At 55.5% G+C, this 24,754-nt stretch carries 28 protein-coding genes; 15 read left to right on the plus strand and 13 right to left on the minus strand.

What is annotated here, in order from left to right; genetic code table 11:
- The first annotated feature begins 131 nt into the window (after positions 1 to 131).
- Positions 132 to 716 carry a glutathione S-transferase family protein gene (locus AB8B75_RS02620; protein WP_405359608.1) on the plus strand — a complete coding sequence of 195 codons (585 nt, stop codon included), beginning with the start codon at positions 132 to 134 and terminating at the stop codon, positions 714 to 716.
- Here the strand turns inward: AB8B75_RS02620 and AB8B75_RS02625 are convergent.
- The gene (locus AB8B75_RS02625) at positions 695 to 1,879 is read right to left on the minus strand and encodes a TIGR03862 family flavoprotein (protein ID WP_405359610.1); all 1,185 of its coding nucleotides are present in this window, start codon (positions 1,877 to 1,879) and stop codon (positions 695 to 697) included. The two genes, AB8B75_RS02620 and AB8B75_RS02625, sit on opposite strands and share 22 nt — an antisense overlap.
- Entirely contained in the window at positions 1,876 to 3,210 is a 1,335-nt protein-coding gene (locus AB8B75_RS02630) for a mechanosensitive ion channel family protein (RefSeq protein ID WP_405359611.1), read from the minus strand. Before AB8B75_RS02630 ends, AB8B75_RS02625 begins: the two co-directional genes overlap by 4 nt.
- 73 nt (positions 3,211 to 3,283) lie before the next feature.
- On the opposite strand from AB8B75_RS02630, the gene AB8B75_RS02635 reads away from it, so the two are divergent.
- Positions 3,284 to 3,577, plus strand: coding sequence for an HNH endonuclease (locus AB8B75_RS02635; RefSeq protein WP_405359612.1), 294 nt, complete (start codon positions 3,284 to 3,286; stop codon positions 3,575 to 3,577).
- Positions 3,578 to 3,639: 62 nt separating this feature from the next.
- Positions 3,640 to 4,002, plus strand: coding sequence for an STAS/SEC14 domain-containing protein (locus AB8B75_RS02640; RefSeq protein WP_405359613.1), 363 nt, complete (start codon positions 3,640 to 3,642; stop codon positions 4,000 to 4,002).
- Here AB8B75_RS02640 and AB8B75_RS02645 read toward each other — a convergent pair.
- Positions 3,994 to 4,611, minus strand: a complete 618-nt coding sequence (locus AB8B75_RS02645; protein ID WP_405359614.1) for an enoyl-CoA hydratase/isomerase family protein — start codon at positions 4,609 to 4,611, stop codon at positions 3,994 to 3,996. The genes AB8B75_RS02640 and AB8B75_RS02645 overlap by 9 nt on opposite strands.
- Positions 4,608 to 5,357 carry an SDR family oxidoreductase gene (locus tag AB8B75_RS02650; protein WP_405359615.1) on the minus strand — a complete coding sequence of 250 codons (750 nt, stop codon included), beginning with the start codon at positions 5,355 to 5,357 and terminating at the stop codon, positions 4,608 to 4,610. Before AB8B75_RS02650 ends, AB8B75_RS02645 begins: the two co-directional genes overlap by 4 nt.
- A gap of 128 nt (positions 5,358 to 5,485) precedes the next feature.
- Between AB8B75_RS02650 and AB8B75_RS02655 the strand changes: the two genes are divergently transcribed.
- The 6 genes from AB8B75_RS02655 to lpxK all read left to right on the plus strand — a co-directional run bounded on the left by AB8B75_RS02655 (position 5,486) and on the right by lpxK (position 11,792).
- The gene (locus tag AB8B75_RS02655) at positions 5,486 to 7,009 is read left to right on the plus strand and encodes a DUF2125 domain-containing protein (protein WP_405359617.1); all 1,524 of its coding nucleotides are present in this window, start codon (positions 5,486 to 5,488) and stop codon (positions 7,007 to 7,009) included.
- A gap of 121 nt (positions 7,010 to 7,130) precedes the next feature.
- Complete coding sequence (locus tag AB8B75_RS02660) at positions 7,131 to 8,477, plus strand: TldD/PmbA family protein (protein ID WP_405359618.1); 1,347 nt, start codon at positions 7,131 to 7,133, stop codon at positions 8,475 to 8,477.
- Positions 8,464 to 9,258, plus strand: coding sequence for an inositol monophosphatase family protein (locus AB8B75_RS02665; protein ID WP_405359620.1), 795 nt, complete (start codon positions 8,464 to 8,466; stop codon positions 9,256 to 9,258). Before AB8B75_RS02660 ends, AB8B75_RS02665 begins: the two co-directional genes overlap by 14 nt.
- Before the next feature lie 55 nt (positions 9,259 to 9,313).
- Positions 9,314 to 9,556 carry a DUF4170 domain-containing protein gene (locus AB8B75_RS02670; protein WP_405359622.1) on the plus strand — a complete coding sequence of 81 codons (243 nt, stop codon included), beginning with the start codon at positions 9,314 to 9,316 and terminating at the stop codon, positions 9,554 to 9,556.
- 6 nt (positions 9,557 to 9,562) lie between these two features.
- On the plus strand, positions 9,563 to 10,810 hold the full coding sequence (locus AB8B75_RS02675) for a 3-deoxy-D-manno-octulosonic acid transferase (protein ID WP_405359623.1): 1,248 nt from the start codon (positions 9,563 to 9,565) through the stop codon (positions 10,808 to 10,810).
- Positions 10,797 to 11,792, plus strand: a complete 996-nt coding sequence (lpxK, locus tag AB8B75_RS02680) for a tetraacyldisaccharide 4'-kinase (protein ID WP_405359625.1) — start codon at positions 10,797 to 10,799, stop codon at positions 11,790 to 11,792. Before AB8B75_RS02675 ends, lpxK begins: the two co-directional genes overlap by 14 nt.
- Before the next feature lie 6 nt (positions 11,793 to 11,798).
- Here lpxK and AB8B75_RS02685 read toward each other — a convergent pair whose 3' ends face one another.
- The 3 genes from AB8B75_RS02685 to AB8B75_RS02695 are packed head-to-tail and all read right to left on the minus strand — an operon-like array spanning position 11,799 to position 14,108.
- Positions 11,799 to 12,914 carry a CaiB/BaiF CoA transferase family protein gene (locus tag AB8B75_RS02685; protein WP_405359627.1) on the minus strand — a complete coding sequence of 372 codons (1,116 nt, stop codon included), beginning with the start codon at positions 12,912 to 12,914 and terminating at the stop codon, positions 11,799 to 11,801.
- Entirely contained in the window at positions 12,914 to 13,585 is a 672-nt protein-coding gene (locus AB8B75_RS02690; protein ID WP_405359628.1) for a DsbA family protein, read from the minus strand. The genes AB8B75_RS02685 and AB8B75_RS02690 overlap by 1 nt, the downstream gene beginning before the upstream one ends.
- Positions 13,586 to 13,598: 13 nt before the next feature.
- Entirely contained in the window at positions 13,599 to 14,108 is a 510-nt protein-coding gene (locus tag AB8B75_RS02695) for a DUF721 domain-containing protein (protein WP_405359630.1), read from the minus strand.
- Positions 14,109 to 14,216: 108 nt separating this feature from the next.
- Here AB8B75_RS02695 and mutY point away from each other — a divergent pair, with 108 nt between their 5' ends.
- The 3 genes from mutY (at position 14,217) to AB8B75_RS02710 (ending at position 16,989) form a co-directional block, all read left to right on the plus strand.
- Complete coding sequence (mutY, locus tag AB8B75_RS02700; protein ID WP_405359632.1) at positions 14,217 to 15,269, plus strand: A/G-specific adenine glycosylase; 1,053 nt, start codon at positions 14,217 to 14,219, stop codon at positions 15,267 to 15,269.
- A 72-nt stretch (positions 15,270 to 15,341) separates the two neighbouring features.
- Positions 15,342 to 16,499 (plus strand): alkane 1-monooxygenase, encoded by a 1,158-nt coding sequence (locus AB8B75_RS02705; protein WP_405359634.1) that lies wholly within the window; start codon positions 15,342 to 15,344, stop codon positions 16,497 to 16,499.
- Between the two features lie 64 nt (positions 16,500 to 16,563).
- Positions 16,564 to 16,989, plus strand: coding sequence for a response regulator (locus AB8B75_RS02710; protein WP_405359636.1), 426 nt, complete (start codon positions 16,564 to 16,566; stop codon positions 16,987 to 16,989).
- Here AB8B75_RS02710 and AB8B75_RS02715 read toward each other — a convergent pair.
- The 4 genes from AB8B75_RS02715 to AB8B75_RS02730 all read right to left on the minus strand — a co-directional run bounded on the left by AB8B75_RS02715 (position 16,986) and on the right by AB8B75_RS02730 (position 20,228).
- A complete protein-coding gene (locus AB8B75_RS02715) occupies positions 16,986 to 17,348 on the minus strand; it encodes an SDR family oxidoreductase (RefSeq protein ID WP_405360172.1) in 363 nt (120 codons plus the stop codon). The genes AB8B75_RS02710 and AB8B75_RS02715 overlap by 4 nt on opposite strands.
- 404 nt (positions 17,349 to 17,752) lie before the next feature.
- Positions 17,753 to 18,850, minus strand: a complete 1,098-nt coding sequence (locus AB8B75_RS02720; protein ID WP_405359637.1) for a site-specific DNA-methyltransferase — start codon at positions 18,848 to 18,850, stop codon at positions 17,753 to 17,755.
- Between the two features lie 86 nt (positions 18,851 to 18,936).
- Positions 18,937 to 19,581, minus strand: coding sequence for a ribonuclease HII (locus AB8B75_RS02725; protein WP_405359638.1), 645 nt, complete (start codon positions 19,579 to 19,581; stop codon positions 18,937 to 18,939).
- 176 nt (positions 19,582 to 19,757) lie between these two features.
- Positions 19,758 to 20,228 (minus strand): hypothetical protein, encoded by a 471-nt coding sequence (locus AB8B75_RS02730; RefSeq protein WP_405359639.1) that lies wholly within the window; start codon positions 20,226 to 20,228, stop codon positions 19,758 to 19,760.
- Positions 20,229 to 20,403: 175 nt separating this feature from the next.
- On the opposite strand from AB8B75_RS02730, the gene AB8B75_RS02735 reads away from it, so the two are divergent.
- The 3 genes from AB8B75_RS02735 to AB8B75_RS02745 all read left to right on the plus strand — a co-directional run bounded on the left by AB8B75_RS02735 (position 20,404) and on the right by AB8B75_RS02745 (position 22,102).
- Complete coding sequence (locus tag AB8B75_RS02735; protein ID WP_405359641.1) at positions 20,404 to 20,685, plus strand: hypothetical protein; 282 nt, start codon at positions 20,404 to 20,406, stop codon at positions 20,683 to 20,685.
- 1 nt (position 20,686) lies between these two features.
- A complete protein-coding gene (locus AB8B75_RS02740; protein WP_405360173.1) occupies positions 20,687 to 21,361 on the plus strand; it encodes a hypothetical protein in 675 nt (224 codons plus the stop codon).
- Positions 21,362 to 21,478: 117 nt separating this feature from the next.
- The gene (locus AB8B75_RS02745; protein ID WP_405359642.1) at positions 21,479 to 22,102 is read left to right on the plus strand and encodes a LysE family translocator; all 624 of its coding nucleotides are present in this window, start codon (positions 21,479 to 21,481) and stop codon (positions 22,100 to 22,102) included.
- Between the two features lie 147 nt (positions 22,103 to 22,249).
- On the opposite strand, the gene AB8B75_RS02750 is transcribed toward AB8B75_RS02745, so the two are convergent.
- Both AB8B75_RS02750 and AB8B75_RS02755 read right to left on the minus strand, forming a co-directional pair.
- Complete coding sequence (locus tag AB8B75_RS02750; protein ID WP_405359644.1) at positions 22,250 to 23,041, minus strand: prephenate dehydrogenase/arogenate dehydrogenase family protein; 792 nt, start codon at positions 23,039 to 23,041, stop codon at positions 22,250 to 22,252.
- Between the two features lie 246 nt (positions 23,042 to 23,287).
- The gene (locus AB8B75_RS02755) at positions 23,288 to 24,754 is read right to left on the minus strand and encodes an aldehyde dehydrogenase (RefSeq protein WP_405359645.1); all 1,467 of its coding nucleotides are present in this window, start codon (positions 24,752 to 24,754) and stop codon (positions 23,288 to 23,290) included.

A 24,754-nucleotide genomic window follows, 5' to 3' on the forward strand; every position in this document is an offset into this window, starting at 1 on the left:
AAAACCTCCGTAGGGGAAAAGTACCACTTGATTAATTGACACGTCCTACTGACAAAAAACGTCAACAGTTGTCTCCCCGGACCACACATGGCAGGCTTTGGACGCGCGTATTCGCAAAGAAGGACATCCAAATGTACAAAGTGATCGGCACAACCAAGTCACGCGCTTTTCGGGTCATGTGGACCTTGCAAGAGATGAACGAACCCTATGAGCAGATCGCTGCCAACCCCAGATCCGAAGAAGCGCTACACTACAATGCCTTGGGGAAAATTCCTGCTTTGGTTGATGGCAATGATGTCCTGACAGATTCCGTGGCGATCATGACATATCTGGCTGACAAGCACGGCAAACTGACCTCCCCGGCGGGGACTGTTGCGCGCGCCAAACAGGACGCCATGACGTTCTGGTTGATCGACGAATTGGATGCCATTCTCTGGGCAGCGGCAAAGCATAGTTTTGTTTTGCCTGAGCACCTGCGCGTGCCTGCAGCCAAGGACGCCTTGAAATTTGAGTTCGAGAAATCAACGGCTCATTTGTCAGAGCGGCTTGAAGGTCCATTTCTGATGGGAGATACCATCACTTTGCCGGACATTCTGGCTTGCCATTGCCTGAATTGGGCCGTTGGTGCCAAGTTTCCGCGCGTGGATGACAAGCTCTTTGAGTATGCCAAATCGCTGCGTAGCCGTCCCGCGTTTCAAGCGACGGCTGCCGCGTAGGTTGCTGCCGCCCTGCCCGCCCAGCGCCCTGTCGCCAGGCACCCTGTGATCAGATAACCACCGGTCGGCGCTTCCCAGTCGATCATTTCGCCTGCGCAAAAGACGCCCGGCAGGACTTTGAGCATTAAGTCCGGCGTCAAGGCGCCAAAGGCCACGCCGCCAGCGGTAGAAATTGCTTCATCCATGGGAAGCAAACCCGCATGCCGCAACGGAAGCGCCTTAACGGTCTGCGCCCAATCCGCCCGCTCCAAATTCTGGTCTCGTGTCATTTCATGGAAAAGAGCAACTTTGGCGGCATGTAGATGCAGATTGTTGACCATCCAACGCGTCAACCGCGTCTTGGCTGGTTTGGCAGCAAGGCGTGCGTGCATTTGGTCCAGCGTCAGATCCGGCATAAAATCAATCGTCAAGGGCGCGCCGCGCCGAAGCGCAGGCGTCAAGGTGTAAAGCCCACCACCTTCAAGCCCGCGTTCCGTGATCACGGCCTCGCCACGTGACGAAAACCCACCAGCGCGCCATTGCACAGCTTTTAGGGCGGCTCCGAAATGCGGCGGCATGTACTTGCTCCAGGACATCTTGAGCCCGACATTTGCCGGTGCAAAAGGGGAGAGGGCAACACCCTCTTTGGCCAGGTGATCGGCCCAAATACCATCTGACCCCAAACGTGCCCAGCTTGCACCCCCCAACGCCAGAACTGTTGCATCCGCAGCTATGGCTTCATGCCCGCCGGGTCCGTCAAATACAGGCGTGCCATCCTGCCACCCGTGCCAGCGCAAATTGGTGCGCAGAGTGACACCTGCCTTGTTCAATCGCGCCAGCCAGGCGCGCAACAAAGGCGAAGCCTTCATCGCGCGTGGAAATACCCGGCCGGTCGATCCGGTAAAAACATCTTGACCGAGACCGCGTGCCCAGGCTTGAACCGCTTCGGCGTCGAAAGCCTGCAAGACCGGGCGCACACGATCGGCAGCCTCATAGTAGTGCGGCACCATGGCCTCGAACGGTTCATCCTTTGCAAGGTTCAGTCCGGATTTGCCGGCCATCAGGAACTTCCGCCCGACTGAGGGTTTTGCCTCGCAAACCGTGACCTGCAGTCCGTGTGCTGCCAGTTCTTCGGCTGCCATCAACCCTGCTGGTCCGGCGCCGATCACCAAAGCATGCGTCACATATCCACCTGCGGTACGGGCCCTTTGAGTTCCACAACCCGATGAGGGTAGGGAATTTCGATGCCATTGTCCTTCAGCGCATTCCAAATCAAAAACAAGACATCCGACGTGTACTTATTTGGACCGTCATCCAGCCCATTGACCCAGAATTCCACTGCGAAATCGATTCCGCTATCGCCAAAGCCGCGTAATTCACAATCGGGGGGATAAGGCAGGTCGAGCACATCGGGGTGCGTCGCAACAGCGGCCTCGATGATCGGCGGTACAAGGTTGATGTCCGTATCGTAGCTTACGGAGAATGGCGCCTCATAGCGGTTGGCCGAACCTGAATCCGAATAGTTGATCACCCGCGTTGTGATGAAATCCTCATTCGGCACAACGATCCAGCGCCCATCGAAGGTTTCCAGAACGGCAGCACGCGCTGTCATCTTCACGATCTGACCGGATTCGCCCCCATCCAGTTCGACGAAGTCTCCAACTGTGGCCTGGCCCTCGATCAATAGAATGACTCCGGAAATGAAATTCGATGCAATCTTTTGCAAACCAAATCCAAGGCCGACGCCGATCGCCCCCCCAATCACGGCCAAGGCGCTCAAGTTGATTCCCATGATATTGAGCAACAGCAAGAACGCGACGCCAAAGATGGCGAACTCAATCGCCTTGGCCGTCAGTTGCCGCAATGAGGGCCGCATCTCTTTTTGGTTTTCGATGAACTGCGTTGTTTGACGGTTCGACCATCCGCCCAGCCAGAACAGCACGCTGCCCGCGATCACACCCCGGATCAACGACATGACAGAGAAGGAAATATTCCCCAGCGAAACCGTCATTTCGCTTAGTTTCAGCATCAACGGGTCGAGCAAACCAACCGCATAGAGCGCCGCAATCGGTATCAGAACGTATCGCCCCAAAAGCTTGAGGAACGGATCACTTATGATGTCGCGCACCAGCGTGCGCACGGCGAGAAACAGAAAAACCCGTTTGCCGAAGGCAATCACGGCGCCACTGTCGAAAACAGAACGGACAACGCTTTCACCGAGTGCCGTGAAGGCATAGGCCAAAAGCGGCAGCAACAAGGGCAGCGCAATCAACGATGTGCGCCGGGCACGGGCAAGGATGGTTTCCGCGTCTTCGGCGGGCATCAAAAGACGCGTCAGCAACCCTCGCATACGGCGCGCGACAAGCAGCGCCAGTATATAGGCAAGGACCAGCAAGGCGAATTGAGACCATGCTGCGGGGCTTAAAGCCCATGATTTGGCAAGTTCAAAGACCACCAAGGCGTATTCCGCGCCGCGCTGCACAATTTCTGGCTGGGTGGATAGGTCAAATTCCACGCAAACACCCTCTTTTCATCCCGATTTCCTGATCTAAGCTTGTGCCTGTCAGCACCCGATGGAGCAAGCCCAGATGTCTGATCCAATCTGTCCCTTATGTGATCGCCCCATCCCACCGCACGTCAAGCAAAGCGTTCATCACTTGGTACCCAAGCTCAAAGGTGGAAAAGGCGGGCCAACCGTGTTGTTGCATCATATCTGCCACCGCGAGATTCACGCGAGTCTTTCCGAAGCGGAGCTTGCTCGCCATTTTGCGACGATTGAGGCACTGCGATTGCATCCGCGACTGGCAAGATTCGCGGCCTGGGTTGCCAAACGGCCGCCAGGGTTCCAGTCCAAAGTCCCCGGGAAGCGGCGCCAAATTTGATCTTGCGCAACGTATTAGCCGCGAGTTCGCAATAGATTGATCCTATGAACAGGAGGCATCTTATGACCGTTGCATATTCCGAATACGATACCACGCGTGTGGCCGAAATTACGGTTTCAGGTCGCATCACCCAACTGGATTACGAAGCAGCGACAACGCCGCTTCAGGCCTTCATTGACCGGCATGGCACCATCAAATTGATCGAGATACTGGAGAGTTTCGACGGGTTTGAAGCTTCAGTGATCTGGCAGGGCATCAAGTTCGATGTGAAAAACCTTAGCCACATCAGTCACGTTGCGGTGGTATCAGACATCGGCTGGGTTGGGTCACTTTCCAAGGCGGCCGGGGCATTCATGTCAACACAATTGCGAACATTCGACCTCGGCGAAGTCGCTGCGGCGCGAGCGTGGTTGACGTCAGCTTGATTCCTCGCACATGCGCTTGATGCGCTGCACCAATGCTGGCTGTGCAGCGACCGTATCCGCCGCGAGGCTCTTTGCATGCTCCAATATGTCTTCACCCGGCAGCACCCGATCAATCAGACCAAATCGCAGGGCTTCTTCGGCGTCTATTTTCTGCCCTCCCATCAGGATCAGCTTGGTACGTGACGGGCCGATCAGTTGGGACATACGGACCGGATCACTGGGCTGGGGCAAAAAGCCCAGTTTCATTACCGGGTAAAAGAACCTTGCGTGCGGCGGTGCGATGCGCAGGTCGCAGGCCAGCGCCATGCCCATGGCACCTCCTGCCAAGGTCCCATTCAAGGCCGCGATTGTAAGGCCAGGAAAATCCGCAATGGCTGTCGAAAGCTGTTCCCACAAGGGTGAAGTTGCGAGTCCTGCGCGTGCCGCGTCCAGATCGGCCCCGGCGCTGAACACCCGGCCCTGACCGGTGAGGATGATGGCCCGTGCGTCTTGTGCAGACCGCGTGATGTCGATCAGCTGTTCCAACATCTCCGCGGTGAGCGCATTGGCCTTTTCCGGGCGATTGAGTGTCGCCGTCCAGACATCCCCCTCCTTGGTCAGATCAATCATATCAGGCCAACTTGCGCCCGGATTTTCTCGTCACGCAGCGATATCTCCTGCCCACACCATTCATCAGCTTCGGGGCTGCACATCCACAGGAGTGCCTTTGCCGGCCAATCCGCCGGGATGTGATCGCTCCAATCCAACTGACTGACCGGGTTGATCCCGCTGGTTTTTATCTCGCGCTGCATTTGCGTGGCAACTGTACCGGGCGAAAGGCCAATGGCGCGGATACCATGCGCCGCTTCTTCCTTGTCCAGACAGCGCGTCAGCATGTTGACCGCGGCTTTTGACGCACAATAGTGGCTCCACGCCTCTACCGGGCCATGCGCAGCTCCTGAGCTGATCGTCAGAACAGACCCGCCGCCGCGTGCTTTCATCACAGGAACAGCCGCGTGCATTCCAAAAAACACACCCTTAAGATTGATATCGATCACGTCGCCCCATGCATCTACATCAGCGTGAGACAAACGCGAGATCGGCTCGATGACGCCTGCATTGTTAATGAGCACATCAAGGCCGCCAAAGGTCTCGACCGCAGCATCTATTGCGGCGGCGACCTCTCGGCTGCTTGCGACATTACAGGGAATCGCAATTGCCTTTTCGCCAATTTCCCCCGCCAGATCCGCAATCTCCTTCTGACCGCGCGCCACCAAAGCCACATTGGCGCCTGCTTTGGCGAAGACCCGCGCAGTCTCCGCTCCGATGCCACGGCTCGCGCCGGTGATCAGTACTGTTTTGCCACTCATATCCATTTGATTTGCTCCCTGATCTGATTGCATTGTGGTAATCCGCCGCGCATGTCGGGTCCAGCCCCGGTTGCTCTTGACCATCTCGAGGCCTTGCATGACGATGTGCGGCAAATGTTAAAAAGGATCACAGTATGTCATTTCTTCCTCTTCGCGTCATAGCAAGCGCTGCCCTTGTATTCTCCACGACGCATGCAGCCCATGCAGATATCGATGCGCAAGATGTCTGGAGCAATTGGCAAACCTACTTTGAAGGCCTCGGCTATGAGGTGTCGGCAACACAAGCGCGATCCGGAGCGACGCTGACCATCAGCGACCTGACAATCAACGTTCCTGCCACAGAAGAAACGGGCGCATCTACGGTGAACATGAACGAGGTCGCCTTTACCGAAAATGGCGACGGCACCGTTGACATTGCCATTCCTCCGGTCATGCCCATTCGAATGCAAGTCATCGGTGAAGACGGAGAAACCGCAGATGTGGAACTGGAGCTTCGCCAGTCTGGTCTGGTGTCAACCGTTTCCGGTGTGCCGACGGAATTGTCCAATACATATGCCGCCCAAAGCGTCGATATTGTTTTGACCGGTTTAACCATAGGTGGCGAAAAACAGGACGCGGAGGTTGCTGCAGTGACCATCGGCATGCAGGACCTTTCCGGTACAACGAGGACAACCGTGGGCGGCAACCGCGTTTACGATCAAGACATGCAAGCAGTTGGCGTGACCTATAACCTCGCCTTCATTGACCCTGAGGGCGATGGCGACTTGAAAATGGACGGGCAATTCGCGGATTTGGGTTTCACCGGGTCCAGTGCAGTGCCGTTGGTGAAGCTTGAGTCAAGCGACATGCTCGCCGTGTTGGCCGCAGGTGGAAGCACCGATGGCACATTCAAATATTCAGCCGGTGCTTCAAACGTATCCGTGATTGACAGCGGCACAGAGGCTTTCTCGGCAGCAACAACCTCCGACGGGGGCACTCTTGATGTGACGCTCAAGGAAGACGGTCTTGCGTATTCCGGCGGTCAAAACGACCTGAACGTCACCATTACATCACCTGATTTTCCGGTTCCAATTGCTTTTGACATGGCCAGTGCCAGCTTCAACCTTGCAACGCCGGTTCAAAAATCTGAAGAGGCAAGCGATTTTGCGCTCGGCTTTTCCTTCAATGATTTTTCGATGTCCGACATGCTCTGGGGCATGTTTGACCCGAGCGCACAGCTGCCCCGCGATCCCGCAACCATTGCACTGGATCTGACGGGCAAGGCCCGATTGCTCTTTGATTTTTTTGATCCCGCCGCATCGGGTTTGACCGCGAATTCGAACATCGCGCCTGCTGAAATGGAAACTGTGGACATCAACAAGTTACAGATCAAAGTGGCCGGTGCCGAACTAACGGGAAATGGGGCGTTCCGCTTTGACAATTCAGCACCCGGCGGTGTACCCACGCCCATCGGCGCGGCGGATCTGTCGCTGTCAGGGGGCAACAAACTGCTGGATACGTTGGTCTCAATGGGTTTTTTGCCGGAAGAACAAGCCATGGGAGCGCGTATGATGATGGGGCTGCTGGCTGTGCCCGGCGCCGAGCCAGATACACTGAATTCCCGGATCGAGATGAATGAGCAAGGCCATGTTCTGGCCAATGGTCAGCGGATTCAATAGCCCATCACCATCCTCTTTTACAATTGTTTCGGAGCGCCTCATACACCTCATTTGTCGCTCTTCCCTTGCGGTACCCCGCGCGCGGGGCTACCTGAGGTGCAATTGGACTGGAGCCAACCCTATGACGCAATCGCCTGAGGCCTTGACATCACAGCTGCTGAAGACCGCCAAAAAAGCAGGCGCGGATGCCGCTGATGCAATGGTCTTACAGGGTACATCGCTGAGCATTGAGGTGCGCGCCGGAGCGTTGGAGCAGGCTGAAAGATCCGAGGGCATTGACCTGGGATTGCGCGTATTTGTGGGCCAGAAAAGCGCAACGGTCTCGGCCTCTGATACGCGTGTCGAGACAATCGAGGAGATGGCGGCGCGCGCCATCGCCATGGCCCGCGAAGCGCCCGATGACGCCTATGCGGGTCTGGCCACACCAGAACAACTCGCCGTCGACTATGACATTTCGGCCTTGCAATTGGCGGATGCAACACCTGAGCCTTCGCCCGCCAGCTTGCAAGATGACGCCGCACGCGCAGAGGCATCAGCTTTGGAAAACAAGGAGATCAGCCAAGTGCAGTCGGCCAGTGCCGGATACTCAGCGCGCCAGGTGCATTTCGCGGCATCGAACGGTTTTTCTGGAGGATACCACAGAACCAACCGAGGGTTGTCATGCGTTGCAATTGCTGGCACCGGAACAGGCATGGAGCGCGACTACGACGGCGACAGCCGAACATTTCAATCTGATCTGCGCAGCCCGGAAGAGATCGGCCAACAGGCCGCCGCCCGTGCGGTCGAGCGGCTGGATGCCCGCAAACCACCGACTGGCTGCTTCGATGTATTGTTCGATGAACGCATATCTGCTTCTCTGATTGGTCATTTGCTGATGGCCATCAACGGATCATCAGTGGCACGTGGGGCATCATGGCTGCGGGATGCGATGGGCGAGGCAGTATTGCCCGACCACCTCTCACTGGTCGAAGATCCACACCGGCCACGGGCAGCCAGTTCGCGCCCCTTTGACGCCGAAGGGTTGCCCACGAAACCGCGCAACATCGTCGAAGATGGGGTCCTCAAAAGCTGGACCTTGGATCTGGCAACGGGTCGGAAACTGAGTATGGGTTCAACGGCCAATGCGACACGGGGCACGTCTTCGGCGCCCTCCCCGGCAAGTTCAAATGTGGCGCTGACGCAGGGCACTGCAAGCCGTGAAGATCTGATCCGAGACATGGGTACAGGTCTTCTAGTGACCTCTATGATCGGGTCCACAATCAACCCCAATACCGGTGACTATTCGCGTGGGGCTGCTGGGTTCTGGGTTGAAAAGGGTGAGATCACCGGCGCCATCAACGAATGCACCATCGCGGGAAACCTGCGCGACATGTTGCGTAATCTTGTACCCGCCAATGATGCGCGCAGACATCTGAGCCGTGTCGTGCCCTCGCTTTTGGTGCCGGGGATGACCCTTGCAGGCAACTGATCTTGACCTGATCAAAGATGCTGCGCGTTTGGCCGGTCAAATTGCAACCAGCTTTGTCGGTAAAACGGCGCGCCAATGGGACAAACCCGACGGCGCCGGGCCTGTCACCGAAGCAGATATTGCTGTCAACGATGCCTTGGAAAATATGCTATGTGAAGCACGGCCAGACTATGGCTGGTTATCCGAAGAGTCCGAAGATTCAGGTGAAAGACTGCAACGCGATACGGTTTTTGTCATCGACCCTATCGACGGCACGCGCAGCTTTGTTGAAGGATCCCGCACCTGGGCGCATTCGATTGCCATTGCACATAATAACGAGATTACAGCAGCCGTTATTTTCCTGCCGATGCGCGACAAACTCTACTCAGCAGCCCTAGGCAAGGGCGCGTTTCATAATGGTGCCCAACTCTCCATCAGCGCTCAAAGTGAGCTGAACGAGGCTGAAATTCTGGCCACCAAACCGGTGATGCATGCAGATCACTGGCCAAACGGTTTACCAGACTTTACCCGTTCTCACCGCCCTTCACTGGCATACCGCCTTGGATTGGTGGCGGAAGCACGTTTTGATGGCATGCTGACATTTCGCCCCAGTTGGGAATGGGACATCGCTGCGGGTGCCCTGATCGTGACAGAGGCAGGCGGGAAGTGCACAGACAAAACCGGCGCGCGCCTGCGTTTCAATAACGGTAAGCCTTTGCTCAACGGTGTAATTGCAGCAGGACCAATGCTTCATAGGCAGGTTCTAACCGCTCTCAGACCACCCAGCGCCGCCGCACCTTGACCCCAGTGCCCAGATACGCGACGTTCCGCTGACCGCTTTAGCCAGAGGAAATCCCATGACCCAACGACTCCATCTCGTGTTTGGCGGAGAACTTGTCGACCCCAGCAAAAACGTTTTCAAGAATGTTGATGATCTTCATATTGTTGGTATTTTTCCAGACTATGAAACTGCTTTCAACGCCTGGAAGGGCGAGGCGCAGCGCACGGTGGACAACGCGCATATGCGATATTTCATTGCCCACTTGCACCGGCTCCGTGACGAAGAAGCTGCAGCCTCCTCGACAGAAGAACTGGAGTAAGATCCGATGGGCCGCTCGTTAGGACTGGCGGCCTATCGTGCTCTTTGCCGTCGGTCGACGGCTCGATCTTTTGTGCCAAGTGGTGCACGGCCCGATGGCGAACTTGTCTGGATCCACGCGGCGGAACCATCAAATCTGCTGGCCATAGTGGATCTGGCGGAACGGCTGGTGGTCGCAAGGGATAGTCTGGTGGTTCTCATAACGCTTCCAGATCAAGAAACACTGGGCAAAGCACGTACCAAAAGTGGCCAGTATCCAAAGATTCGGTATGACGAAATCCCCTCCGAACACCCGCAAGCCATTTTGTCATTCTTGGAACACTGGGCGCCCGATATCTGCATCTGGACCTGGGGGCGGCTTCGTCCGAACCTTTTACTGGAAACCCACGCCATTGGCTGTCCCATGGTGCTAATCGACGCAGACATTAAAGGGTTTGACGGTCGACGTGACCGATGGCTCCCTGAACTCTCCCGCGAATTGCTGGTCAGTTTCGCCGCGGTCATGGTCAGGGCGGCCAATGCGATGCGTAGACTGGAAGCGTTGGGTTTGAAATCGGGCAAGATCCAGCTAATGCCACCTTTGCAGGCCGGTGGTCACACTCTGCCCTGTTGCGACTCAGAGCTCTCGGATATGATGTCCGCCCTCGCGGGCCGGCCTGTCTGGTTGGCTACCGCCGTGCAGGAACGCGAAGCTGATGTCGTGCTGGCAGCCCACCGCCAAGCCCTGCGTTTCTCGCACAGGCTCTTGTTGATCCTTCACCCTGCCGAAAAACGTCTGACCACACTTTTGAACCAAAAGGCGCTCGATGAGGGGTTTCGCATTTGCGATTGGGCCTGGGATGGCGATCCGACAGAAGCAGCGCAGGTCTTGCTTGCCGAAGACGCGGAGGACCTTGGGCTGTTTTACAGACTGGCACCCGTCTCTTTTTTGGGCAGCTCGCTGAACTCCGGGTTTGGCGGTTGCAACCCGTTCGAGGCGGCAGCCCTGGGATCCGCGGTGCTTTATGGCCCCAATGTGCGGCACTACCTGCCCTTTTACACACGTCTGGCCAATGCAGGCGCTGCGCGGATTGTGAACGATGCATATTCTCTCGGCACCGCGGTGACACGGTTGATTGCGCCAGACCAAGCCGCGACCATGGCGCATGCCGGTTGGGACGTTGTCAGCAGCGGTGCCGAAGTCACCGACAAAGTCATCGATCTGGTTGAAACTGCTCTTGATGAACGCTTGGGGCAAGCCCGTGCGAACGCCTGAATTCTGGTTTACGCACAGCGACGCGCCGGCCCTCTTTGCACGTCTGCTGGCCCCCTTGGGCTGGCTCTACGCGCAGGCAACGGGGCGACGGCTGGCAAGGGCGATCCCTCTGAAACTGGATGTCCCGGTGATCTGCGTTGGTAACATAAATGCAGGCGGAACGGGCAAAACACCCACCGTGATCGCCGTGGTCGAGCGCCTGTCAGGTCAGTTTCATTCGCCACATATCGTCACACGCGGATATGGCGGGCGCTTGAAAGGGCCCGTGCGCGTTGATCCTTCACAGCATTCCGCGGTTGATGTGGGAGACGAACCTTTGCTTTTGGCGGCATTTGCCGAAGTCTGGGTTGCACAGAATCGGGCGGAAGGAGGCAAGGCAGCGCAGGACGCGGGCGCCACGGTTATTGTACTGGATGATGGCTTTCAGAACCCTGCATTGCAAAAAGACATCAGCATTGTTGTTGTTGACGCCGCCCGAGGGTTTGGCAACAGGCGTTGCCTACCTGCGGGACCCTTGCGCGAGCCTGTTGGGATTGGCTTGAAACGGGCAGATGTCTTACTCACCATAGGAGATGACGCGGCACAAACCCATTTTGATACACAAAATGCGAACCTCAAAGTTCCCCATGTCCGTGGCGCCTTGGTGCCGCTTCAAACCGGAATGGATTGGTCCAGCGAACGGGTTTTGGCTTTTGCGGGTATTGGCCATCCGGAAAAATTTTTTGCCACCTTGCGCGACCTCGGTGCTGATGTGGTGCATGCCGAGCCTTTGGAAGACCACCAGCCTCTGACACCCGCACTCATGGGGCGCCTTGAAACTGATGCAAAAACACGCAAGGCGCAGTTGGTCACCACTGAAAAGGACGCTGTCCGACTGCCTGCGGGGTTCCGAACAAAGGTGATAACGCTCCCGGTTAGGTTAAAATTCGAGGATACAAACTCTGTGCTCTTCGATCTGCTGGATGCGCTGCCAAAACCGTAGGCTAAACTAGGTGTCGTTCTCACCCAGTTTCGGCGCAGGCCGGTGTATGGCCAAATCGGCATCCGAGAAGGTAAAGGGTGATCTGATCCCCGGAACACCCTCCAGTTCCAGTTGCATGCCCCGCGCTTGAACCTGCGGATCTGCCATCACATCGCCCATGTCATTGATCGGACCAGCGGGCACCCCCTCGGCCTCGCAGGCCGCCAACAGGTCATCGCGTGTCCGCAATTTCGTCGCAGCCGTCAAACGGGAAACCATATCGTCACGATGCGCCAACCGGTCCTCATTCTTCAGGAACTGAGGCGCGAACATCATCTCTTCGATACCCAGCAATTTGCAGAGGCGCTGGTATTGCCCGTCATTGCCGGTGGCAATGATGATGTGGCCATCGAGGCAGTCAAAAACCTGGTAGGGGGCCAGATTGACATGCGCATTACCCATACGTCGCGGCGGTTCGCCTGTTGTCATATAGTTCAACGCCTGGTTTGAGGTGACGGCCACTGCAACATCCATCAGAGACATGTCGATGTGTTGCCCGCGCCCTGTGGTGTGGCGTTGATGCACGGCTGCCAAAATCGCCGTCGTCGCATAGACCCCTGTCAGAATGTCCGTGATCGCAATGCCGTATTTCTGGGGCTGGCCTTGCGGTTCACCCGTGAGAGACATCAGGCCCGACATGCCTTGAATGATAAAGTCATAACCCGCGCGCGCGGCATAGGGCCCGGTGTGGCCGAACCCCGTGATTGAGCAGTAGATCAGTTTGGGAAATTCCGGCGCCAGGCTTTCAAAATCCAAGCCATATTTCGCCAACCCGTCCGTCTTGAAGTTTTCAACCAGAATGTCCGCATCCGCCAAAAGATCCTTGACCTTTTGCTGACCTTCCGGCGTGCGGAAATCTGCAGTGACAGACTGTTTGCCGCGATTGGTCGAGTGGAAATACGCAGCAGAAACATCCGCATCACGCGTCACAAACGGTGGACCCCATTGACGGGTATCATCGCCGGTCACACTTTCGACTTTTACGACTTCGCAACCCAGATCGGACAGCGTCTGGCCAGCCCAGGGGCCGGCCAGAACACGTGCCAGTTCTACAACTTTCAGACCGGCTAGGGGTGCGTTCATTACTCGGCAGCAGCGTCGATGATGGCCGCCATTTCATCGTAAGGCATGTTGGAGTATTTCTCGCCGTTGATGATGAAGCTGGGCGTGCTTTCGACACCATCGGCTTGGGCATTTTCCTGATACCAGGCGACCAGTGTTTGCGCATTCTCACCATCTTGCAGGCACGCTTCCATGGTGTCGCCATCAAGTCCGGCCAAACGGCCAATCTTGCGAAGCTCCTCCACAATGGCCGTGGGTTCGCCCGCCCGCGCCCACTCCGACTGGCCCGCATAGATCAGATCTGCCATACCAAAGAATTTCTCGGTCGTGCCTGCGCAACGCGCAATCATCGACGCCCAGAGGCCATAGCGGTCAAAATACACTTCGCGGTAGATGAAATTGATCTTGCCGGTGTCAATGTAATCCGCCTTCAAGTCCTTATAGGCACCGGCGTGAAAGGACGCACAATGCGGACACGTAAAGGAGGCATATTCTATGACGGTAACCGGTGCATCTGCATTGCCCAGCGACATCTCGGCGACTGTCGAGGTGTCAATGTCAGCATTTGCTTCTTGTGCATGTGCGGCCCCCAGCGGATCCGCAGGCGCAACGCTTGTGCCGGGCGAGGTCACGAAATACGCCCCGACCCCAAAGACAGCCACTGCAGCTGAGATCAACATTAGTCGTGACATCGGCAATTCCTTTTCAACGGTTTGTTTTGCTTAGAATGTTCTCGCCCAGCTGCGCCAGTGCATCACGCAGCCCTGCATCGCGGATCGGGCTGGTAGTCTTGGCGGCCTGTTGGCGCACGTCCGGGTCGATCTTGGTTGTTTTCTTGCCCGCGTTGGCTTGATCAAAAGCCACCTGACCTTCGGCAAATCCAGAGGCCGCGGTCTGGGTAATACGAACTCGCGCAATGGCATTGTAGCCGTAGACGGCATTCACTTTGGCACGCAGTTGCTCCTTTTGCATTTCCAGCATCGGCGCGTGCGAACCGGTCGTCAGCAATGTCAGCGTGGCCCCTATGCCGCCACGACCATAGCTGACTTCAACAGGGCGGGAGATCGACGAGATGTCCTGGCCAACAATCTCTGCCCATTGCGTCAACAATCGGCTTTGCGCAAATCCCCTGCTTTCAGACGCGGTTCTGATCCGGCCTGTGAGCAGGCTGGCGGTGCGGGCAAAACCTTTTGTGCTGGAACGTCGGGGCGGCATCGCTATCTTTCAGTGAAACGGTTGCACCACCATACCCATTTGAGGGGCAGGCAACCAGTCAAAGCGTTTGGATGATCATAAACATTGTGTGAGTTTCCTCAAAATCCAGTGATACTAAGTAGTGATTTGCTGGCGTGGTATGACCTTCATGCCCGCCGCATGCCCTGGCGCGTGCCACCGCATGATCGCAAATCGGGGCAGATGCCTGATCCCTACCGTGTGTGGATGTCCGAGGTGATGTTGCAGCAGACAACTGTTGTGACGGTCAAAGACTATTTTAAGCGGTTCACCAAACGGTGGCCCTCCGTCGCGGATCTTGCCGCAGCTCAGGATTCGGATGTTATGGGCGAATGGGCGGGTCTTGGCTATTACGCCCGCGCGCGCAACCTTTTGAAATGTGCGCGTCAGGTGGTGGCCGAACACGGCGGTCATTTCCCCGCCGACCACGCCGCGCTGCTGAAATTGCCCGGTATCGGCCCCTATACGGCAGCGGCCATCAGCTCGATCGCCTTTGATCTGCCCTATGCCGTGCTGGACGGCAATGTGGAACGCGTAATGGCGCGGTTGCACGATATCCATACTCCACTGCCGCAGGCAAAACCGCAGCTCATGATGCAGGCAGAAAACCTGACGCCTGCCAAACGGCCCGGCGATTATGCGCAGGCGGTGATGGATCTGGGCGCCACGATCTGCACGCCCAAATCACCTGCCTGCGGTATTTGCCCGTGGCGAGAGCCCTGCAAAGCCCGGACGCGGGGTACCGCCCCCGAGTTGCCAAAAAAGACCCCAAAAAAGGCAAAACCCACCCGTCATGGCATTGTATACTTGGGTCAGCGCTCGGATGGTGCGTGGTTGTTGGAGACGCGCCCCGACAAGGGTTTGCTGGGCGGTATGTTGGGGTGGCCGGGGTCTGACTGGGTCGATATCAGCCAAACCATGCCGGATGCACCACCGCCAACACCCGCAAATTGGAAGCGGTTGCCGGAAGAGGTGCGCCACACCTTTACGCATTTTCATTTGAAGCTGTCGGTTTTCACCGCCCAGATCGACCAGAAAGCAGTCCCCGAAACGGGGAGGTTTCTACCTCCTGCTGAGTTCCGACCTTCTGATCTACCAACTGTCATGCGCAAGGCCTATGATCTCGCGCGGATTGCATCGTGAGCGCGACGTTACACTTGGACCATTTGCCCTGATTATACTATTATGACGCGAAATAGATGCAGGTAGTACACCATGACGGATAGCAGAAAATCCGTTCCAAATGATGATTTGGCGCGGATAACCCGGGCAGCACCATATTGGGTGACATTGCTCCTGGTCCCAATCGCATGGCTTGGCGCAATCAAAGGCGGCTGGACAGTGCTCTTGCTACCTGTGGTTTCATGGTATTTTTTCTCAGTGCTTGACGCGCTTTTGGGCCGCGATTCCGCAAATGCAGATCCTGATGCCCCGCAGAATGCACTTTTCTGGTACCGTGCCGTAACGCTGATATGGACGCCCATCCAGTTTTGCTTGTTGTTCAGCCTGATATGGTACGTGCCGCAGGCAGAACATCTAAGCTCAATCGAACGGGTACTCTTGTTCATTGGCGTCGGCGTCATCACCGGGACAGTTGGCATCAACTACAGCCATGAACTGATGCATCAAAAAAGCAAAACGGAACGCTGGATGGCGGATGTGCTGCTCTCCATGGTGCTCTATTCACACTTCAGGTCTGAGCATTTGCTGGTGCATCACCGCTATGTTGGCACCCCCAGAGACGCGGTCACAGCCCGCTACAATGAAGGTTTCCACCGGTTCTACCCACGCGTGTTAAAACAATCCCTCTGCTCAGCGTTTCGGGCTGAAAAAGCGATGCTGGCACGGCGCAACAAACCTTGGCGTGACCCGAGCAACCCGTTTTTTTTTTTTTTTTTTCTGCAGTTGTCAATGCTGCTGCTCGCATTTTCCATAGGAGGATGGTCTGGCATTGGGCTCTTTTTAGTGCAGGCCGGAACGGCGGTTTGGCAACTGGAATTGGTCGATTACATCGAACATTATGGTCTGACCCGTGAGCATCTGGGGGGTGGCAAATACGAGAACGTGAAACCACAACACTCCTGGAACGCTGACCACCGCGTGTCGAACAGGTTACTGATCAATCTGCAGCGACACTCTGATCACCATTACAAACCAGACCGCAGTTACCCGGTGCTCCAAACCTACTCAGATACGCAGGCGCCGCAATTGCCCTGTGGCTATCCGGTGATGACCATGGTCGCAATGGTTCCGCCGCTGTGGCGCCGGATAATGAACCCCAGAGTGCGTCATTGGCGGTCGACATACTACCCGGAAATCACCGATTGGACACCTTACAACACCGCGAAGAATCCAATGCCCGACAGACCGTGAATACAAAATATTAAGGCTTATGTGTGACACAGAGCATTGTAATTGATCGTAGTGAGGTCCGACAATGCAATTGCAAAGTGCCGCCGTAAACTCCGGAAAGGCGACAAAAACCTGCTTGGTTGTAGAAGACAATGTCTTCGATCAGGAGCGGATAAAACGCATTATGGACAAGAGCTTTCAAGGCGTGTTTGTTGCTATGGCCTCGACCATTGAAGCCGCACGCCAACATATGGAACGCTACCAGACAAGTATCATTCTGTTGGACAACAATCTGCCGGATGGCACGGGAGCGAATTTTGCCATCGAGCTTGCGGAAAATCCCGAATTTGCCAAAATTCCAATTGTGATGGTGAGCGATTGGCCAACGCCCTTCATGTTTGACAAGGCGCAGTCCGCCGGCGTTATCCATGTTGTCAATAAGTCGGACTTTGGCGCGCGCTATATTCACGCTGCCTTCGATCACAAGGCGGACCGAAAGCGCGTCAGCTAGCGAGCATTGGGTCGGCCGCGTGTTACGGGCCCTTCGCGATCTCGGGTGCGGCACGCCTTAACGCCACGACCGACAGGCAAGACTATCCTGGCCATCCAGTTCGCGTTTTCCAAAAAAGATTGAGCAATGTCCGCTGGCTGCCCGTTGTGCCCAGAGTCACGAAATCCATTAAAAGCGGGCAAGATCAGCGCCCTTTCCTCACCAGACATAAACCCATTGTACACAGGCGTCTTAACCACAGCTGGCGCCACAGAACTGATGCGGATGTTCTGATCCGCACGTTCCAACGCCAGATTGCGCACCATCTGACGCACGCCTGCTTTGGACGCTGAGTAGGCCGCCGAAGGAGACGCGCCAATTGCCTTTAGTTCCTAATTGGATCCGGTTTGCCAATCGCGCTGCCACCTCGTCTGCTCATTGATTTCCCGGGACCTTGCGCCAAGTAAAACTTGCCCTTGAGAAATTGTATCTACAACGGCATCGTATTCAACTTAGGTCTGTTCCAGAAACGGTTTGGGACCAAAGATACCTGGATATTCCACAAGCACATCCGCGCGGCGAAAGACTTCAAAACGACATGTCCACGCAACGGAGTCGATCACATCGAGAAGGGATGTTTTCGTGTCCCTATCTCCCAATTGGCAAGTAGCATCGCGCCCATCAAGAAAAAAACCCCGCCATATAGGCGGGGTCAGTTGAGTGCCTTGTTTGGCAGCCCTTGAAAAAGGCCGCAGGCACCGGCGGTGTTCAAAAATCGCGCGGGTCAGTTTGCCATTTCAGATCGGATCTGCTGGCGCAGCACGTCGATGGGAACTTTTTTGCCATCCTGTTTGAAAGTCCAATAGGTCCAGCCATTGCAACTCGGTGCCCCTTCCAGATGCGCGCCAACTTGGTGAATGGACCCTTTGATGTCATTCCCGATCAAAGTTCCATCAGCCCGCACTTTAGCAATTTGGCCACGGGGAGAATACAGTTCTTCACCCGGGCGCAGCATCCCGCGCTCGACAAGTTGCCCAAACGGCACACGTGGCTCCGCGCGCTTCGAAGTGGAGACCTGTAGCGCTTCACGGTCAAACTTCCGTACTTTGGAAATCCGTTTCTCGGCTACTTTTCGATAAGCACTTTCACGTTCAATGCCAATGAAATCGCGGCCCAGCATCTTGGCAACCGCGCCAGTGGTTCCTGTTCCGAAAAAGGGATCCAAAATGACATCACCCGGATTTGTCGATCCAACCAGCACTCTGTGCAACAAGCTTTCTGGTTTTTGCGTTGGGTGCGCCTTGTCACCCTGATCATCTTTCAACCGTTCATGGCCTGTGCAGATGGGCAACACCCAATCAGACCGCATTTGAATGCCGTCATTCAACGCTTTCAAAGCTTCATAGTTGAAAGTGTATTTACTGGATTCATCTCGACCAGCCCAGATCATTGTCTCATGGGCGTTGGTGAAGCGTTTGCCGCGAAAATTCGGCATTGGGTTTGACTTCCGCCAGACAACGTCGTTCAAAATCCAGTATCCTTGGTCCTGTAGCGCAGAGCCCACTCGGAAAATATTGTGATAGCTGCCAATCACCCAAATCGCGCCATTGGGTTTCAACAAACGTCGCGCTGCTTTGAGCCAGGCCCGAGTGAAGTCATCGTAAGCCTTGAAACTGGAGAATTGATCCCACGCATCGTCGACGGCATCAACACGGCTGTTGTCGGGGCGATGCAAATCCCCTTTGAGCTGCAAATTGTAAGGTGGATCGGCGAATATCAGATCAACCGACGCCTCGGGCAAACTGTTCATCATCTCGATGCAATCGCCATCAAGAACAGTGTTCAAAGGAAGTACCGCGGCACCTTTGGTCTGGGTCATCATTTTCTGCCTCTGTCCCGGTGCTTGTGCACTCGTTGGTTGAGGCAATCATGAGTCAAAGGTGATTCTCGGTCAAATTCTTTTTTAAATCAACGCTTTGTGTTTTTATCTTGATACAACATATTGTGTACGGGTTTAAATGTACGTCTATGTTGTGGGGTTGGGCCAAGTTTTTGCAGCGCCAACATGTGACTTTTTGATCCATATCCCATATTTGTCTCCCAACCATATCCCGGATGCTGTTGCGCTAAATCCACCATCAGTTTGTCCCGACATATTTTTGCCACAATTGAAGCCGCCGAAATCGACAAACACCTTGTGTCCCCTTTGACAACGGGTTCGGCGGAAAGGTTCAACCCATGCGGAATCATCGAACCATCAATCAACACGTGGTCAGGCGGTTGCGGCAGCCCCGCGAGCGCGCGACGCATTGCCAGGTGACTGGCACGCAGAATATTGTGAAGTTCGATTTCCTCCACGGTCGCGTGTGCGATGGATACTTCGCCACAGTCCATCAGGAGGTCCGCAAGATAGGCGCGTTTTTTGATTGACAACTGTTTTGAATCGTTAAGACCTTCGGGGATACACGCCGGGTCCAGAACCACGGCTGCAGCGGTTACCGGACCCGCAAGTGGACCACGGCCGACCTCATCAACCCCCGCCACGCGGAGCAGGCCCGCCGAAATCGCAGCCTCTTCCATTTTGAAATCCGGTTTCATCAGCTTTTGATCCATCGAACACCCCCAAAGAGCAAGAGCCCGGTACCGATTTTGCCTTGTTGAATAAGAAAAAACGCCCCCAAAAGGAGGCGCGTCACTCGTTAAGAAAAGGAAGGCGACGCCCGAACGCCACCTTCAAGTTGAAAGCTGGCCTTGCGGGCGAGCCCTACCAGCTTTGTACCAGCGCGTCCTTATCGGCGCGCCAATTGGTATCCTTTGTTGCGCAGACAAAGGGCATCGTAACCGCGCCCGACGCTGCGTACGCGCAGAGCACAGGCCTGAGGCAACCGATCTACATGCTTGTATTGTTGCTTCAGGCAGCGCTGGCCGAAGTAGCGCAAGCGTCCCTGCCAGGTATCCACACTGCGCAGACAGTTGCCTGGCAGTAGTTTACGGCTGGCGCGTTGCGGCAGTGGCCGTGGTTTCAGATTATAGACCCGATGGTCATTGTGCTGGATTGGCGCGCGATGGATATTGCGCGTTACGGTGCTGCTCTGTTGTTTTTTCTTGTTGTGATCGTGGATAACCTTACCCACGATCGCGATGCCTGCAATGGCCGCCAGCGCGCCGATCAGATTATCGTCGGCCCGCGCTGGCGCCCGCCCGAATGCCGTCACGGCGAGGGCGACAGCTACTATTGTTGTAATGAATTTGCGGCTCATGGGGCTGTCCTTCTAAAGGTGTTGCTAAACCCGCCTGCCATAAGGCGGCTCCGTCCAGAGCAAATTGGGCATGGCCCCTCTGACAGGCAATATCGCTGCCTTGCTATCGGATAGCATCTGCGCAAGACCCGCTTTGTTATTGAATATCCAAGTCGCGAAGCGCAGGGTCTACCCCATGAAAAACACAGCCCTGATCTTTGCGTTGATTACGGTACTGGCCGGACCAAGCCAGGCTGCCGGATGCTATGCCGACTATAAGGCCAAGCAGGACAATCCACTGCGTCTGCACTACGGTGTGGCGCAGATTTCGGAATGCTCTCAAAGCACCGCAAAGGCAGAGCTTGCTGCACGGCTTGCCAGTCAAGGCTGGACGTTGTTGAACATCGTCTCGGTTTTTGATGAGAGCGGGTTGGCGGAAAGGAAACAAAGTGCAGGACCAAACTACCTCCGCTTCTGACATGCGTCGGTCCGGTGGGCGGATCGTCGGATTTGGCATTGCCGGGATCCTTGGTATTCTAGTTTTATCCGCGGTTGTGCTGTTCTGGGCCCTGCCCGATGCCAATGCATTTAATGCACGGGTCGAACAACTTTTTGTAGAAAACAACGATCTGACGGCACAGGCAGAAATCAAACTTCTCGAGATTCTGGCGCAATCGGGCACCGCCTTTTCGGATACGCTCACCAGCTACCGATTGGTCATTTTTGTGCTGCTGGTTTTTGCAACGGCCATGCTGATCGCGGCTCTGGTGTTTTTGGTGTTTCTGGTCGGGGTCAACCGTCGCATGGCCCAGATCGAGCGTGTCGGCATCCAAGTCAATTCCCTGCTGATCAGTCGTGAGGAAAACACTGTTTATCTCAATAACCTCGGTTTCAAGCTGACAGATGCCGCGATGGAGACAATGTCGGTTCTGGCCGAAGCACGTATGGACGACGAAATGCTATCGGGGTCGCAGATCGAAGGCGTCATATCGGGGCGCTCTGCGCTGGAATGTGACGAGGCCGCAGGCGCCACGCGGATCAAACGTCTGCGTGATACACTGGGAAATCAGATCGTTGCAGAACTGTTGGTGAAGAATATCGCGCGCCGCGGATATATGTTGGCAATCGACAAGGACGTGATCAAAGTTCTGTAAGGACATCCATCACAGAAGAACGGACCATGGCACTGCCACTTCATTGGCAACGTCGCGTTAAGTTGATAGGCAAAACTAGGTTGTTGCAAAAAACAACAACGACAGAAAGGCCTTCGATTGGACCCCACATTACTCATTGCTTTTTTGACGACCACTTTGTTGTTTGTTTTGGCACCCGGCCCGTCAGTTGCATTTGCGACGGCACAGGCCTTGCGCCACGGCACACGCGGCGCTTGCATCACAGTTGCAGGGGACGCTCTCGGTACGGTTGTCCATATTGCCGTAGCAGCCAGCAGCCTTTCGGTATTGATTGCCTTGTCTGATATCATATTGCCGCCGCTTCAAATCGCGGGCGGGATATTCATTCTCTATATGGCCTATCGATCTTTTATGGCCGCGCGCCATGGACAATACGGCAAGGTAAAGGCCTCCGATACGGCCAGTTTTTGGGCTGGGTTTTTCGCGTGCGTTTCCAATCCAAAAGCCATTGTGTTCTTTGTCGCGTTGTTTCCCGCCTTCATTTCGTCCGAACACAACATCCTGTTTCAAACTGTGATCTACGGCACAATTTTCTTGGTTCTGGATGCGATTTCGATTTTGGCATATGCTTTGTTCACAATGCACACCGTGAAGCGCACAACGTCGCGTTGGCTTAACGCAGATACATTAAGTGGTTTGGGCCTCACAGGCGTCGGCGCGGCCATGATTGTCAAAGGGTATCGTGCCATTCCACAAAACTAGACAAAGCGGATTGTCGTCGGTCGCTTTTCTATCCGGGCATCGTTGCTGCGGACTTGCACCTGTTTAGTGTTGTTCTGAGCCGTTTAGCAGCGTCGACCCAGCGCCCCATAAGCCATAGCTTTCATAAGTCGTTTTGTTGCAGGGTCATTAAGTCTTTGACACACCGCATTCCTGCAAGTCGGGTCTTTCCAATTCCCAATTCAAATCCGACGCAAGCCGGAAGAAGCGTCGGCGCACATCCCGGGCATAGGGGTTCGCATTTTCGATGGCGTCAAAAACCTCAGGCGCATCGTTTTGAACCATCGAAATCGCTTCGACCAAAAGATCAAAACTTCGGGTGGTCATTCGGGTCGGCAAAGGCCCCATTTCAAGCAAAACCTTCCCGATCAAATGGGTCAACCCCTGCACTGTGGCAGCCTCGCGGTCGTGCGCTTCTGGTGTCGTTTCGATGACTTGCAAACCAAGCTGCACGCGCAAAAACCGCGCCACCAAACGACGACGACAACCTCGAAGCGGACAGATTGCAATTTTCAAACCCGCGATTCCGTCGCGCCCGCTTTCCGGTCCAAACAACGGGTGCATCGCGACAATATGAACGTAATGCGGAAGAAATTCCCTCATCACCTCGGACGGTTGAACTTTTACGGACCCCACATCCAAAACCAGCGCGCCGGGGCGGCAAATGGGCGCGATGGACTTTGCAACTTCAACACAACAAGAAACCGGCGTGGCCAGAACCACAACGTCACACTGTGCGACCTCCTGCAAAGACGTGAGTGTGATGCCGCGATCCGCGGCCTTTCGCTCCAAGCCAGCAGTCGCGTCATACGCATATAGGTCGAAATGAGCAAAAAGATGTTCTGCAATCAGCCTTCCGAATGCGCCAAAACCTATGATCCCAAGCGTATTCCGCTTCGAGAATTGTCTTTCGAAACTCATTTCTTCACCTCTATTTCGCTGCCTGAAAAGAGGTCGATTTAGGAACTGTGACCGCTGTCGGGGCAGCGGGAACAATCGAGACAATGCCTCCGCAGCTATGAAGCGCGCAGATAATATGTTTCTGATTTTTGAAACGGCTTTGTCATGGCGTGAGTGGTAGACCAGTTTTTCACAGCAGGTCAATCACATTGCGACCACTTGCTTCGGATGCCTTGTTGGGCCGGCTTCAAAATCACCCACCCGCAGCTAGCGCATCACAAAAGGATCGGGGATTGGGTCATCGCTGGTGCGCAGCCAAACCGCCTTGGTGCGTGTGTAATCCAGTGCCGCTTGCAGGCCACCTTCGCGGCCGTGACCGCTCAGACCGGTACCACCAAAGGGCGCCATGGGGCTCACCGCACGGTATGTGTTTACCCATACGATGCCAGCGCGGATGCCACGGATCAAACGGTGCGCACGTGCCAGGTCCTTGGTGAAAACACCCGAGGCAAGGCCAAACGCCGTGTCATTGGCGATGCGTAGCGCCTGCGCTTCGGTGTCAAAACTCAGAACTGACAAGACGGGGCCAAAAAACTCGCTGGTTACGCAAGGCGCTTCAGGCGCGTTGGAACAGTCTATGATTGTGGGGGGGAAGTAATGGCCTGCGCGGTCCAATGGGCGTCCTCCCGCGATGACTTTTGCTCCCGCCTTTTTGGACGCATCGATGAGATCAACCGCCCGGTGCACCTGACTTTCTGTGCAAAGCGGCCCAACCTCGGTCACCATATCGTCAGGCGCTCCGATGACAATCGCCTCGGCCTTTATCTTGAGGCGTGCAAGAAACGCGTCTTTGATCTGATGCGAAATGATAAGGCGCGATCCGGCCACGCAGCTTTGTCCGGTTGCTGCGAAAATACCTGAGATCTGCGCGTTCACGGCGCTTTCAATGTCGGCGTCTTCAAAAACGATGAACGGTGATTTTCCGCCCAATTCAAGCGATGTCGAGGCAAGGTTATCAGCGGAATTTCGAATGATATGGCGCGCTGTTTCGGGCCCACCTGTAAAGGCGATGTGGTCTATTTTCGGATGCTGCGTCAACACGGCCCCACAAGTATCTCCAAACCCGGTAATCACGTTCAATACGCCCTTAGGAAAGCCCGCCTGATCGAAGAGACGCGCGAACTCCAGCATTGGTGCGGGTGCGTCTTCCGAGGCTTTGAGAACCACAGTACATCCCGCTGCCAAGGCCGGTCCGATTTTGACTGCAGACAGGAACAATTGCGAATTCCACGGTACAATCGCCGCGACCACTCCTACGGGTTCGCGGCGCAACCAGACCTCCATGTCGGGCTTATCGATGGGCAAATGCGCCCCTTCGATTTTATCAGCTAGTCCCGCATAGTAGCGATAGTACTCAGCCACGTAAGCAATTTGCGCCGAGGTTTCGCGAATGATCTTTCCTGTGTCACGGGTTTCAATCTCGGCAAGCACTTGCGCATTCTCAGCAATCAGGTCCGCCAAACGAAAAAGTAGTTTACCACGGGCTGTAGCTGTCATTCCGGCCCATTCGCTAGACAGAAACGCGGCGTGCGCAGCATCAACTGCGGCATTCACATCCTCTGCGCGGGCTTCAGGCATCATGGCCCAAACCCGCTCTGTAGCCGGGTTTTTGCTCTCGAACTGCGCAGATCCATCCAGGAACTCGCCGCCAATATAGTGCTGAAACTGCCGCAT

Source organism: Roseobacter sp. (assembly GCF_045106495.1).
Taxonomy (GTDB): Bacteria; Pseudomonadota; Alphaproteobacteria; order Rhodobacterales; family Rhodobacteraceae; genus Roseobacter.